Annotated in this window: 11 protein-coding genes, 1 tRNA gene and 2 pseudogenes; 8 read left to right on the forward strand and 6 right to left on the reverse strand. The window is 43.6% G+C overall.

Annotation, left to right across the window (positions count from 1 at the left end):
• Nucleotides 1-105: 105 nt before the first annotated feature.
• Both ACYRYG_RS05560 and ACYRYG_RS05565 read right to left on the reverse strand, forming a co-directional pair.
• Nucleotides 106-2787: a calcium-translocating P-type ATPase, PMCA-type gene (locus tag ACYRYG_RS05560; RefSeq protein WP_294730128.1), complete on the reverse strand. Its 2682-nt coding sequence runs from the start codon at nucleotides 2785-2787 to the stop codon at nucleotides 106-108.
• A gap of 190 nt (nucleotides 2788-2977) precedes the next feature.
• A complete protein-coding gene (locus ACYRYG_RS05565; protein WP_294730125.1) occupies nucleotides 2978-3283 on the reverse strand; it encodes a helix-turn-helix domain-containing protein in 306 nt (101 codons plus the stop codon).
• Between the two features lie 275 nt (nucleotides 3284-3558).
• On the opposite strand from ACYRYG_RS05565, the gene ACYRYG_RS05570 reads away from it, so the two are divergent.
• Nucleotides 3559-3632 (forward strand) — tRNA-Ile (locus ACYRYG_RS05570).
• Between the two features lie 800 nt (nucleotides 3633-4432).
• The gene (locus tag ACYRYG_RS05575; RefSeq protein ID WP_460197806.1) at nucleotides 4433-4756 is read left to right on the forward strand and encodes a hypothetical protein; all 324 of its coding nucleotides are present in this window, start codon (nucleotides 4433-4435) and stop codon (nucleotides 4754-4756) included.
• Nucleotides 4757-4762: 6 nt separating this feature from the next.
• Here ACYRYG_RS05575 and ACYRYG_RS05580 read toward each other — a convergent pair whose 3' ends face one another.
• The gene (locus ACYRYG_RS05580) at nucleotides 4763-4963 is read right to left on the reverse strand and encodes a hypothetical protein (RefSeq protein ID WP_460197807.1); all 201 of its coding nucleotides are present in this window, start codon (nucleotides 4961-4963) and stop codon (nucleotides 4763-4765) included.
• Between the two features lie 111 nt (nucleotides 4964-5074).
• Between ACYRYG_RS05580 and nadB the strand changes: the two genes are divergently transcribed.
• The 4 genes from nadB (at nucleotide 5075) to ACYRYG_RS05600 (ending at nucleotide 9126) form a co-directional block, all read left to right on the forward strand.
• Nucleotides 5075-6664, forward strand: coding sequence for an L-aspartate oxidase (gene nadB, locus ACYRYG_RS05585; protein ID WP_293429503.1), 1590 nt, complete (start codon nucleotides 5075-5077; stop codon nucleotides 6662-6664).
• Nucleotides 6665-6702: 38 nt separating this feature from the next.
• The gene (nadA, locus tag ACYRYG_RS05590; RefSeq protein ID WP_293429506.1) at nucleotides 6703-7695 is read left to right on the forward strand and encodes a quinolinate synthase NadA; all 993 of its coding nucleotides are present in this window, start codon (nucleotides 6703-6705) and stop codon (nucleotides 7693-7695) included.
• Between the two features lie 59 nt (nucleotides 7696-7754).
• Nucleotides 7755-8630, forward strand: a complete 876-nt coding sequence (gene nadC, locus ACYRYG_RS05595; RefSeq protein WP_293429509.1) for a carboxylating nicotinate-nucleotide diphosphorylase — start codon at nucleotides 7755-7757, stop codon at nucleotides 8628-8630.
• 205 nt (nucleotides 8631-8835) lie between these two features.
• Nucleotides 8836-9126, forward strand: a complete 291-nt coding sequence (locus ACYRYG_RS05600) for a hypothetical protein (protein WP_293429512.1) — start codon at nucleotides 8836-8838, stop codon at nucleotides 9124-9126.
• 576 nt (nucleotides 9127-9702) lie between these two features.
• Here ACYRYG_RS05600 and ACYRYG_RS05605 read toward each other — a convergent pair.
• A pseudogene (locus ACYRYG_RS05605) lies at nucleotides 9703-10057 on the reverse strand (transposase); the annotation flags it as partial.
• A 3-nt stretch (nucleotides 10058-10060) separates the two neighbouring features.
• Nucleotides 10061-11149, reverse strand: coding sequence for an ATP-binding protein (locus tag ACYRYG_RS05610; protein ID WP_293429515.1), 1089 nt, complete (start codon nucleotides 11147-11149; stop codon nucleotides 10061-10063).
• Nucleotides 11150-11631: 482 nt separating this feature from the next.
• Between ACYRYG_RS05610 and ACYRYG_RS05615 the strand changes: the two genes are divergently transcribed.
• Entirely contained in the window at nucleotides 11632-11910 is a 279-nt protein-coding gene (locus tag ACYRYG_RS05615; RefSeq protein WP_460197808.1) for a hypothetical protein, read from the forward strand.
• 32 nt (nucleotides 11911-11942) lie between these two features.
• A pseudogene (locus tag ACYRYG_RS05620) lies at nucleotides 11943-12185 on the forward strand (transposase); the annotation flags it as partial.
• 202 nt (nucleotides 12186-12387) lie between these two features.
• On the opposite strand, the gene ACYRYG_RS05625 reads toward ACYRYG_RS05620, so the two are convergent.
• Nucleotides 12388-13983, reverse strand: a complete 1596-nt coding sequence (locus tag ACYRYG_RS05625; protein ID WP_460197809.1) for a restriction endonuclease subunit R — start codon at nucleotides 13981-13983, stop codon at nucleotides 12388-12390.
• Between the last annotated feature and the right edge of the window lie 79 nt (nucleotides 13984-14062).

A 14062-nucleotide genomic window follows, 5' to 3' on the forward strand; every position in this document is an offset into this window, starting at 1 on the left:
CTTTACCACTACTATATCTATTATACATCATCAGCATTTCTTTTTTGAAAGTCACGGAAGAGCAGCACCCACCTACCAAGAACCAGCAGTCAGGTCATTACTTTCTCACTCCTTGTGACGCGCAGCCAGTCTCTCGACAGCACGACCGGCCTCTCCTCCCCACAGCACCATTGAAGTGGCACCGATAATGATCATCCACTCCTTGAAAGACAAAGGTTCCGTACGGAACATATTGCCGCCGAAAGTCACAATCAGCCACTGTCCTACCAGGATGATCAATAACACCCAGAACATCCCCTTGTCTGCGAAGAAATGATGGAAAGCCGAATGGTGGCTGCCCAAGGCCTTGGCATTGAAGAGATTCCAGAACTGAAGCATCACGAAAGCCGTAAAGAACCATGTCAGTTCATGTACGCTCACCCCTCCTTCCGGTCCGCGTCTGACACACCAGAGCAAGAACAGGAACATAACCAGGAAGAAGAAGAAACCGCAGCTAAAGATGGCAATACCGATGGGTCTGGTGATGATAAAGCTGTCTGGATTCCTCGGTTTTTCCTTCAAGACTTCGGGAGAAGGGGGCAGGGAAGCCAAGGCCATTGCAGCGAAGGTATCCATGATGAGGTTCACCCATAATATCTGAGTCACGGTCAAGGGCAGTTGTGTGCTGACGACCGATCCCACGAGGACCAACAGTAAAGCGGTCACGTTCACCGTGAGCTGGAAGAACAGGAAACGCTGAATATTCTTGTAAATGGATCGTCCCCACATCACCGCGCTCGTGATAGAACCAAAGGAGTCATCCATCAGCGTGATGTCGGAGGCAGCCTTGGCCACAGAAGTACCCGATCCCAGGGAGAGTCCCACATGAGCGTAATGCAATGCCGGGGCATCATTGGTACCGTCACCGGTTACCGCCACGACCTCCTTCCCCTTCTGCAGCAATTCCACGAGACGCTGCTTGTCAGCAGGACGCGCCCGGGACATAACCCGGAGGGTCCTGGCACGTTTGGAAGCCTCCTCATCAGAGAGCGCTTCCCATTCTGCGCCGGTAATTGTATAAGGGGACAAATCCGTCCCCGGCTTGACATCATCGAAAAGATGGATCTGTCGTCCTATCTCCACGGCTGTAGCCGAAGTGTCACCCGTAACGATCTTAACCGTTATTCCGGCTTTCTGACATTTACGTACTGCCTCAGGAACCTCTTTCCGGACGGGGTCTGAGATAGCCGTAAGCGCCTGCAGGGACAGGTGAGTCAGCAGATGATCAGATTTGATGATCTCCTCCTCTTCGGGTTCAGATCTGCCCTCCGGAATCCTTTTATAAGCAAAGGCAAGTGTCCGCATGGCATGATTCTGGAAATCCAGCAACTCGTCCTGCGCGTTCTTCCGATTATCATCCGTCAGATCACATAAAGCCAGTATTTTTTCAGGGGCCCCCTTGATGAACAGATACCGCTGTCCATTCACAGCAGCAATGGTAACCATGTATTTTTTCTCTGTAGAGAAAGGCATCTGATCCTCGATGACCAGGTTAGTCCGTAAAGTCTCATAATCGTATCCCTCTCTCCGCATCCAATGCAGCAGAGCCACTTCTGTAGGATTGCCTATACCTTTATCCCCATCCAGTTCCGCTGTCGAATTGACCGCAATAGCCTGTGCGAGGAAGTTCTTTTCCGCCTGTTCACCAAGGCTGACGCCGGTCTTGAAGGGTTCCGGATGGCACAAACACATCCTCCCCACTGTCATCTTGTTTTCCGTGAGCGTGCCGGTCTTATCCGTACAGATAACCGTCACAGCGCCCATGGTCTCACAAGCATGAAGTCTCCGGACCAGATTATTTGATTTCAGCATCCTGCGCATATTCAGCGCCAGAGCCAGTGTCACCGCCATCGGCAGCCCCTCAGGAACTGCCATCACGATGAGGGTTACGGCCATCATGAAATATTTCAGGACGATCTGTGCCAGATAGAAATAATCCTTTGATCCCCAGGCCGGATTTGTCAGAATATCATGAACCAGGAAAAGGACGAAAGCCGCAACAGCAACCAACGAACCGATCTTGGAGATTAGCGCAGCCAACTTGGAGAGCTGGATATTCAACGGTGTTTTTACGGAAGTTTCTGCTGTCGTCAGCTCTGAAACCTTGCCGATCTCTGTTGCATCTCCTACAGCTGTCACCACCGCTTCCCCGCGTCCGCTCATCACCATAGAGGAACGCAAAATAACATTTTTCGGAAAAGCAGCAGCATTCTTAGCGTCTGCCTCTTCTTCCGGTTCAGCCGATTTAGTCGTCACCGGTTCACCGGTCAACTGAGATTCATTGATCTGCAAGTTCCTGGAAAAGAAAAGCCGGCCGTCAGCCGGAATTTCATCACCAGTTTCAACCAGAATAACATCACCCACCACCACATCCAGGCGCGGGATTTCCATCACTTTACCATGACGGCGAACCTTTACTGGTTGTTCCTCACCCAAAGCCGTCAGCAGATCAAACTTATGGGCGGCATCCCGTTCAAAGTAAAAACCTACCGTGGTAGCGAAAAAGACCGCCAGAAGAATGCCGATCGCCTCTACAAAATCATTTTCCAGAAAACCCAGGGCAAGAGAAATTGCTGCTGCTACCAGCAAAACTTCAATGATCGGATCCTTGTATTTATCCAAATACAATTTCCACATCGAAACTTTGTGAGGAGGTGTTAAAAAGTTCTTGCCAAACCTCTCACGGTTTTCCAATACTTGCCGGTCGGTCAGACCCTGGGGATTAAAATCTCCTGATTTCTGGTTCATGTTCATACTTTATATCCTAAATTATGTGCAAAGTTAATGAAAATCAAATCAATTCTCCACTTCTCAATATGATTTAACACCAAATCACAGCACGTTAGTCATGTCCGGACAGAGATTTTTTGAGACAAATTCCACTCCCTTGTCCACATCCGTCCCCTTCAATTCATATTTGAAACAAGAAAATACGATATTATTTTCCGTGCCTTACCCTTTCTTTTCTTCTTTGCAGGCCTTTTTCATCTGGCATCGGGGGAAGGAGTTTATCCACTTCTTCCAAGAATCCGATACTACGTAACAAAGCGAGGAAGTTGCCAAAAGTAATATTCCTGTCTTCGCCCTTTTCAAACTGGCTGATTGTAAAAATACTTACTCCAGCCCTTTCTGCTACATCCCGTTGTGTTAACTGAGAAAGCACTCTGTATCTCTTGAACCTTCTTCCCAAGTCAGCAATAATCATCGCATTCAACTTCGTGTAGATATCATTCTCTTTTAACATAGAACTAAATTCTGCCTGATCAAATAAACAGTGACCCTCTATGTTTTGCAAATATAGATATTTCTCTATTTAATACCAAATAACCTACTTAATATTTATACAACTTTATTTATTTTTTGAATCCTGTTAACGGCTCATTTATTTTTCCCCAAATCATTTCACTTTTTTATACCCTATCCTACACAGACAGTTCATCAAGATTTTTACTGAATTATTTGCGAAATAGGCAGAAACATTGTATCTTTGCAGCCGAAAGTGACTGAGGCTGCTTTCACGGACTTGTAGCTCAGTTGGTTAGAGCAACAGACTCATAATCTGGAGGTCATAGGTTCAAGCCCTATCTGGTCCACACTGAATATCAAGGAGTTGCATTACTGTAACTCCTTTTTCTTTTATTTGCGAACACGGGGGCAACCATAAAGGAAATGTACTGATAATGAATTATAGCCAGAAATCGGTTATTTCCCCTTTAATCATTTTGTCTCATTATTGGTTTAACTTAGAAAAAATGATTTTTCTTCACTTTAGTTTAGTTGAAGAAAAAAAGGTTTATTTCCCACCGCTTGCAAATTGCACATAGACCAAGTTTTCGAAAATTAAGACTTTTTCTTTGTAATAGTTCGAATTCCAACCTTCTCCATTCGGTGTGAACATGATTGTTTTTGTATCTTTTCTATTTATGTGTATTTGGAAGCATCACTTTTGGTTTAATAGTGTATTCTGAGGTATTTTGCTTTATGATGCGTTTTTCTCAATATATTATCCATCTTAAATAGCAATTTCCTCAAATTGTTATCATTTATCTGTACCAGCCCCTTTGCGTAGACTGATTCTCAGCTATTTCCATCTAATTTGAAACCTAGAAAACAAATATCGGAAAATAAGCATATTTAAATTACACAATATATGCTAATGTTCCACAAGTTAGATATATTGAGCAAACCAGACTTAACTCCTTCCATTATCAAATCGCAAGTTGAATAGCACTCAATCTTTATCTTTTATTCTATATATCCATAAAACACGATAGATATGAAAGGAATTATCAATTTTTTACTACCTTTGCACCAAACTGAGACATACATATCATACTTCATGTACCTATTGGTTGAATTAAAATAAAGCATACTTGACTGACCCTATAGGTCTATGATTGAGAAGATTGAAATACTGCAACATCGTAAATGCAGCAACTTTGGTCGCAATTCTTACGAAGAAGCCTTCCGGTTGCTTTGCATAGTTGCGTATCATTATAAGATGGCCTCTCAGCTACGAGAAGACCTTCTCTATTCTCTTTCGGAAACGCTGGTATGCCCAGAAAGACGGTCTTCCATTCTACCGGTTCAATCTGTAGGAAACTTCAAGAGTTGTGGTGGCTGTTTCAAAGAGATCCTGCTGTTCCGGCGCACTCAGATACCTTTGTCTCCGAGTATCATCCAGTCATGGTATTCCCACCTGACATCCTTCAGATAAAGGAGGTCAGGCCATTGGCGGCAAGCCTGTCAATCCGCTATCGATGCTGAATGCCTCCGAAGTTATGGAAAGTGCGACCACTTCCATGTCAGAGAATTTGGGGACGACACCATGGCGAGGAATATTTCCATGGTCATTGACGTGACTTCTTGCAAACTGTTTGCAGATGTCAAGAATCTCCCGGAACTTTGCAATGAAGTTGTGCATGGATATGATAATGGTACTTCATGTCTTGAGAACAACTCAATTACTAAGAATTAATGACGGACGAAACTTTTTTAACATAAATGTTTTATAAAATCAATTCAATTAATGGGTATGATTTATAAATTTGACTTTCTCATCATTGGCAGTGGCGTTGCCGGTATGAGCTATGCATTAAAAGTAGCTAACAGCGGTAAAGGTAAAGTTGCCTTAGTGTGTAAAACCACACTTGACGAAACAAATACGGCAAAAGCTCAGGGGGGCATCGCTGCTGTAACCAATCTCAAAGTGGACAATTTCGACAAGCATATAGAGGATACGATAATTGCCGGAGATTTCATTTCCGATAGAAAGGCCGTAGAACATGTGGTACGAAATGCGCCAGGGGCCATTAATGACTTGTTGCAGTGGGGAGTAAACTTTGATAAAAAAGAAGACGGCTCCTTTGATTTACATCGGGAGGGAGGGCACAGCGAATTCCGGATTTTACACCATGCTGATGACACCGGTTTCGAGATACAACGCGGTCTGATGACTGCAGTCAAAGCAAACAAAAACATTACCATTTTCGAGAACCATTACGCTGTAGAGATTATTACCCAACACCATTTAGGTGTTGAGGTGACGCGCAAGACACCAGACATAGAATGCTATGGGGCATATATTCTAAATCCTGATACACAGAAAATAGATACTTTTCTAAGTCGGGTCACCCTCATGGCTACAGGTGGCACCGGTGCCGTGTATGCCACAACTTCCAATCCCAATATTGCAACCGGCGATGGCATCGCTATGGTTTACCGGGCCAAGGGCACCGTAAAAGACATGGAATTCGTCCAGTTTCACCCTACAGTACTCTATAACCCGGCAGAAACTCATCCGGCCTTTCTCATCACTGAAGCATTGCGTGGCTATGGAGGCGTATTACGGCTGCCCAACGGCGAGGAATTTATGCAGAAGTATGATAAACGCCTGTCCTTAGCCCCTCGCGACATTGTGGCAAGAGCCATCGACCGGGAAATGAAGATTCATGGACTCAATCATGTTTGTCTCGATGTGACTCACAAGGATGCAGAAGAAACAAAAAGACAATTTCCGAACATTTATACCAAGTGTCTGTCTATAGGCATCGATATCACGAGACAGTATATCCCCGTGTGCCCTAGCGCTCACTACATGTGCGGGGGTATCAAGGTCAATCTCAACGGCGAGAGTTCCATTAAAAGACTTTATGCCGTAGGAGAATGTTCGTGCACAGGACTGCATGGTGGCAACCGTCTGGCCAGCAACTCGCTGATAGAGGCTGTGGTCTATGCAAAGTCTGCTGCAGATCATTCGATCAAGACGATCGATAATTATACATATAACGACAAGGTTCCGGAATGGAACGACGAGGGTACGATGAGTAACGAGGAAAAAGTGCTCATCGCACAAGATAAAAGAGAAGTAGGCCAGATTATGTCAAACTATGTGGGTATTGTGCGCAGCAATTTACGCCTGCACCGGGCATGGAAGCGACTTGACCTGCTGTATGAAGAGACAGAAGAACTCTTCAAGCGTGTGAAGCCTACCCGGGATATTTGTGAACTGCGCAATATGATTAACGTAGGCTACCTGATCACGCGTCAAGCTATTGAGCGCAAAGAAAGTCGTGGACTACACTACACGATAGACTATCCTAAACACGCCTATGACAAGAAATAATAATGTATTAGATATCTATAAAAAACGATAATATGAAAATGACTGACGAAAGATGGTTGAAGAAGGGCTTCATTGATGAAGCAATCCCCAGCGGCATAAATATCAAAAAGGAAATCCGCCGGATATGTAAAGAAAAAAACGCTATAATCATGGCTCACTTTTATACAGATGGTGAGGTACAGGACATCGCCGATTTTGTAGGCGACAGTCTTGCATTGGCGCAACAAGCTGCCAAAACTGATGCCGACATAATCGTCATGTGTGGCGTTCACTTCATGGGTGAGACCAATAAAATATTATGCCCGGAGAAGACCATACTCATTCCCGACCTCAATGCTTCTTGCTCACTGGCCGAAAGTTGTCCGGCCGATGACTTCAAAAGGTTTATTGAAGCCCATCCCGGGCACACGGTCATCAGCTATGTCAATACATCGGCCGCCGTCAAGGCTTTGACCGACGTGGTTGTAACCAGCAGCAACGCCCGCCAGATAGTGGAATCATTTCCCAAAGACACACCGATTATCTTTGGCCCGGATGAAAATCTCGGCGGATACATCAATAGCCTCACCGGTCGTAATATGGTACTTTGGCACGGTGCCTGTCATGTACATGAGAGATTCTCCGTAGAGAAGATACTAAAACTCAAACATGAATATCCCAATGCGAAAATACTGGCTCATCCGGAGTGCAAAGGCCCTATTTTAAAACTGGCCGACAAAGTAGGAAGTACAGCTGCCTTGCTTAAATTCAGCATCACGGACAAGGCTCAAGAGTTCATCATAGCCACCGAGAGCGGTATTCTTCATAAGATGCAGAAGTCAGCCCCCCACAAATTGTTCATCCCTGCCCCACCCGACGATAGTACCTGTGGATGCAACGAATGCAACTTTATGAAACTGATTACACTGAAAAAAGTATACAACTGTCTGAAATATGAATGGCCTGTCATCGAGGTTAACGCCCAGATTGCCCAAAAAGCCGTTCGCCCCATCAATAAAATGCTCGAAATATCCAAGCAGTTGGGGCTGTAGTTAATCGATACGGATAGATTATCAAATTATAACTTAAATCACCATTCAACAACATAATTATGCTATCAGTAGACGAACTTAACGACAAGTTGATTGACTTGGCTTTTAGTGAGGACATCGGTGACGGTGACCCCACCACTCTATGCTGCATTCCTGCCGATGCTATGGGGGAAAGCAAACTGCTCATCAAACAAGAGGGTATTTTTGCCGGCGTCAAGATTGCCAAAAAAGTATTTCACCGCTTTGACCCTGAGTTGAACGTAAAAGCATTTATCCGGGATGGAGCGCATGTGAAACCTGGTGATATTGTCATGAGCGTAAAGGGACGTGAACAGAGTTTGCTTCAGACCGAACGGCTCATGCTCAACATCTTGCAACGCATGAGTGGCATAGCGACCATGACCCATCGGTATCAGCAGGCCCTCATCGACGCCGGAACAAAGACACGTGTACTCGACACGCGCAAGACCACCCCCGGGATGCGTATGCTTGAAAAGGAAGCCGTCAAAATCGGCGGAGGAATGAACCATCGCATCGGTCTTTTCGACATGATTTTGATCAAAGACAACCATATTGACTTTTGTGGCGGTGTGCACAATGCTATATCACGGGCTAAAGCGTATTGCAAGACCAACCGGAAGGACTTGAAAATAGAGTGTGAAGTGCGCAACTTCAAAGAACTTGATGACGCTCTTGCCGAGGGATGCGACCGCATCATGTTCGACAACTTTACACCGGAGGAAACGCAGAGGGCTGTTGAGCGGGTAGCAGGACGTTGCGAAACAGAATCAAGCGGAGGTATCACTTTTGACAACATGATACCCTACGCCAAAGCTGGCGTAGACTTTATTTCCTTTGGTGCACTTACCCACAGCGTCACAGGATTAGATATGAGTTTTAAGGCAGCAGGGAGCGACAAACTCGTTATCAGATAAAAAAAGCCGGCACTTTTTTGAGAGTATTCTGAGCTGCGGGGAATTGACTTGCGTAAACCACGGCGGCATCCCAAGACGACCGATTCGAGGCACGACTTACCGGAATATCCGAATATATCGTGAAAGACCCGATAGCAGATCAAATGTGTCCATGGAAATATTAGTATTACATTTGCCATATAAATAATATCTAAAGTGATACGGAATGGATACAAAGACAATAAGAAAATCTACTTCTTTCAGATTGAGAACAGATGTTCTTGAGATACTAAAAAAGAAGGCCGTCTTGGCCAACAGGACTTTAAACAACTATGTGGAAAGCCTGCTCATCAAGGGCGCATATTCTGATGACCATAAACGGATCTGCCAGTTGCGAGAGCAGGGTAAGGCTGTGAAGGTCCTATACCCTTTGTCGGCGTCGGGATACTCTGGCCTTACTTCTTCCCTTGCTTCCTTCTGTGTCAATATCCTCGGACAGGAAGGTTTCTGGAAATGACAGATTGCTTGTTTTCAGTTTCCTTTCCTTACTTTCTGCTTTTCAAAAACTTCCGTGAAAATTCTTCAACCAGAAAGAAAAAATGTCCTGAATTCTTACTTACCTCCGTTTTTTCTTACATCTCCGGAACCCTGTTTTCCAATCGACGTTCCTTTAGGAGGCAACTACAATGCTTTTACCTTCTAAAAGCATTGAAGCCAGGGTACAAACGTACGGCGATTGCACCCTGAACGAACGTTGGTTACCGATCCGGAAAGGTAAAATTATGTATCAACAAATCAGAAGTCATTGATTCATAGCATTTTGCGGATATTCGCTGAGAATCACGTATTTCAGACCAAAGACAACCTGCTGGAAAATATCGCCGTTTTGAAAGGTCTTAAAAAATCAAAAAGAAAGAATACGATCGTATTTACTTTCATCATGTCAGTTTTATCCGGTCTGCTGTCGACTCCCCCTCCGGAAATACCAGGACCACTGAGAGAAAAAGGCTGCCCTGCCCTTCAACATTCTGTCCACTACAGGATGGAGCACAGATTCTAATTCCGCCAACGGGTAGTGAACATATTTGCAACTACCAAACTTTATCGCCAATTGTTGTGCACTTTGTCCCCACTTAGTCAGAGGCATAGTCCATTTCTTATTGATATTGCGGTATGCCGGAGATATACCAGTTTTTTCAAAGCAGCGTCATTCAGGAATACTCCTTTGGTCTTGGTAATCTCGCGAATTTGACGGTGATAGCCCTCCAACGTATTGGTCGTATAGATTGACGGATAACTTCTATATATTGAAAATAACTGGTGAGAAGTTCCCATTTATCACGCCATGATTAGATAACGATGGGATATTGCTCACCCCATTTCTTGTCAAGGTTGTCAAGAGCAACCTCTGCTCCTCCCTTAGTCTGGGCGGCATGGACAAAATTGAGAGTTTACTGACCATCCATCCATTTCCAGGCCTTGACTACATTCACTTTCCCTACTTCGGTATTGAATTCGTCCTCATCATCAGCAGTGATGATGAATCCCTCGCGCAACTGGAATTTCCGCATGGCTTCAGTCAGTCCGTCCATCTCTCGCTGGAAATTTTCATCATTGAGTTCATAACACACCTGTATCAATAATTCCGGATGGCTGGCAACGTCAACCGCGACGAAATCGCATTCGCCCTCTCCCTGCTCATAATAGATATGATCCAGTGCATATCGATGGCGAAGCCAGATAAAGACCATATTCTCCAACAGCCGTCCCTTATCGGGTGATCTTGACAAAGAAAAGCTTGCAGCCAGGCCTGTGTCATAGCAATACACCTTCTTAGGATTTCTTGCAGTGACCTGCAGAGAATCGCTATAAAGACCAATACTCCCGACGAGATAGGCATCCATCATATATGAGATATAATCAGAGACTGTTGTCGCAGATGCTACTCCGTATACTGACTTCAGTCGGTTTGCAGAGTAAGGCTTTCCAATGTTGGAAAGGAGATAAACGGCAAGTTGGCGTAGTGACCGCACATTGCTGACACCTTTGTTGACAGCAATATCCCGTACCAGGACATCGTCAAGGAGCGAGCTCAGTACGAGCGGTTCCTTCGTCCGAAGATACTCTGGGATGCCGCCCATCAGCAAATATTTCTGAAAAACCGAAGGTGAGTTCTCCATCTTTTCAAAAGTCAGGAACTCGGTAAATGAAAATGGGAACAGCTCATTCTGGATATGGCGGCCTGTAAGATGCGTGCCCAGGTCAACGCTGAGCAGCGTGGCGTTGGAGCCACTTATATAAATCGTGAAGTTTTCGCGAAGCAACTGGTGAATGAAGATTTCCCATCCCTTTACCAACTGTATCTCATCGAAGAAGAGCACCTCAGACCCTCTGGCCCGTATCTCCTTATAAAGGCGATTGAAGTCATCCTGCTCAAAACTGCTCAACCGAATGTCATCGAAGTTCAGGTAGGTCACATGCCGATATTTCCTTGAGTTGGCAATCTGACGTAGTAGTGTGCTCTTGCCCACTCTTCGCAAGCCAGTGGATGAATGGAAGCTGCTCTCTTATAATTTCACCATGGCGTGGCTTATACGTTGCTTCCTGTATATCAATTACCTGAGCTATCTGATTCTGTCTAAGCATAGCTAATTCTTTTTACTGGCAAATATAAGCAGAAATACAATATCTTCCAAATATAATGGAAGAAATCTTCCATTATAAATGAAAATAATTAGGATCCACTGAATAAGTTGATTTAATATTTATTTGATTGATTATCAGCAAGATACATGATACAATATTTGGTCAATTAAGGGAACATTAGTAACTTTTAGTGTTAAAAATAAGTAGAAATGAAGTTCAATTCACAAAACCGGGAGTTGACACTCGAGGCTTTCAAGTCTTCCCTGTAAGGGCTGCCCAAGACGAACCGCTGGGTGAAACTGGGCGACACCTTACCCAAGGATAAGATCGAAAGGATCTACAACAGCCGTTTGCACAATATCCATAACGGGACCTTATGGCAAGGAATGTGGGAGAGAGAAACGAGGTGGAGGCGACCTTCGGAACAGGCAAGCGGATATACAGGGCAAACAACATCAGGGCAAAACGTGCTGATACGGGAGCTTCATGGGTTGGCGCGTGCTACTTCGTGAAAAACAGAATGAAGTTCTTCAGGGAACTTCTTTATGCCCTTATTGAAATGATGGAAATCATCAAAATAATCCTAGAAAATACGGTAATGATTAGAAATCAAAGTCGGGTGCCCGAGAAAACTCTGTTTCTTGCCATCGGCTGATGAAAATAAATCAGCAGACCCTATATAGCTAGCTCATCACCAAATTGAAAAGTAACATGAAAGGAGCCCTGATATCCGTCTCTGACAGACTACTGCTCAGGAAGAGGATCTTAATCGAAACCATCAATGACGAGTTGAAGAACATTGCACAGATAGAATATTCCAGACACAGGTCATTTGAAAACTTCCTCGTCAATCTTCTCAGTGGTATTGCCGTGTATTGTTTCTTCCCTAAAAAGCCCGCCATTCAAGTACAGAAAGGCTCTGACCATTAATTGACTTTGTTCTAATAAGAGTCATCGAACTCACATTAGCTTAATACCCGCATTTCTACGATACAGTCATCGCAAAACGCTAAAACTAACCATAAAGATAATCATTTTATCCAATTCATCGCTTTCCATAATAGATAATCACAATTTAGTAGGAATAACAGTATATTTTTCATCCAATACTGGAAAGAATGAACATAAACTCTCATTTTGTTTTGATAACTTCAGCTCCAATCAGTTGATTTAGATGGGCACCCACTAAATCATTACTAAAAATAACTGGCCAATGATTTTCAAAAATTGGAGATGTAATATCAGCCATACCACTCATATTCACTTTATAAATCAATAACCGCTCCTTATCACATATACCCATCAATCTAGATCGGAGCATCCTTGCATAAGACAAGCATTGACGAAAAGCCTTTTGAAGTTCCAGATGAGAGGAAAAATCCAATTTTACCTCGATTACCATCGGAGCACTTTCAAAATGCCTTTCACCCACGGGGAAAAACACGAAATCAGGGATTGCCTTTTCTTGTCTTCCAGCTTTCAACATCAACTGACGTACCCAATCAGATTCCTGATACCCTATCATTTTTAAAAAAGGAATGAGGATTTGTTCTTCCACATCTTTTTCGTGCACAATCTTACCAAAGTCGAACGCTGTACCACTAAACAAATGAGGCAAACAGGAAATATCCCCTCCTTTTTGCTGAATGAGCTTCAATAATCTATCATAATCTTCTGCCTTAAGCTCAACCCCTTTGACCCCTTGAAGATTTTTGCGTACAATAGGAACTTTGGAGAAATACGGATCTGCCTTCAATTCCTTGTAAGTGATTTCCGGTATGGCATGACCGTCGCATATTTGTATCCGGTCATGATAGTAATCAAAGGGATTAAAAACACTTCCTGATCCTGCCCTCCAGATAGAATGAATATAACATCTTGGTGAAGTACAATACATCACCACAATATCTCCAGTTCGAGTGTGTTCATTACCTGCCCAAACCATAGACTTTCTCTGAACAGGGGAATTCTTAATCGCATCCAGCAATGCAAAATCACCACTTCCAGATGCACCCGTCAACCACACATTAACAGGTTGAGGCAATTCCTGAGGTACTTTATTTTCCGATTCCTCAAGAAGCACCCTTCCCCCATAGTCATAAATGCAGGCACAGACTTCCGCATCAGATAATCCATATTCGTTTTGAAAGTCTTTCAGGTTTTCACACAAATCATAATAATACAAGAGATAGTCTTTATAGGCTTTGGTGCGTGGAATCGGGGGCAGATCTATTCCCAACATATCACAGCTGCGTTGGAAAATATCAAATCGCTCAACCAACATCATCGGTTTGAAAAAAGGATCAAAATAATATAACAATAGAGACAAGAAATGTGCTGAAGCAGCCTTGGCTCTATATTTGTCTGAAGGAATCAACAGACTCCGAGGAGAATTATCAAAGTTCACATCTTCAGGAACCATCAAATTCCTGGATATATAACTCTCTGAGAAATCAAAAAACCTTATTTCATATTGCTCAACGAAATTTTCAAAAGACCTACGGTCTACCTTTTTTATTGGAAGCCACTTTTGATGTAAGAAATTAATGCAATAAACATACACCACAAATTGTACATTATCCGGAGTAAGATAAGGATCCCATCTTTTAAAAAACGAGGCAATTTGCCACACATGACCGTCTATGTCATTCGTTTCAGGATCAAACATCTCAACAGCATGCTTGCCATCATCCGAATTCTTATAGTAATTCCATAAAGTCTTATTCATCAGACAATAATTAAAGGTTAGTCGCAGAATTCAAACAAACTTGTCAAGTTCTCTTTACAAATAATACTCAGCCCCACAG

Source organism: Segatella asaccharophila (assembly GCF_054687055.1).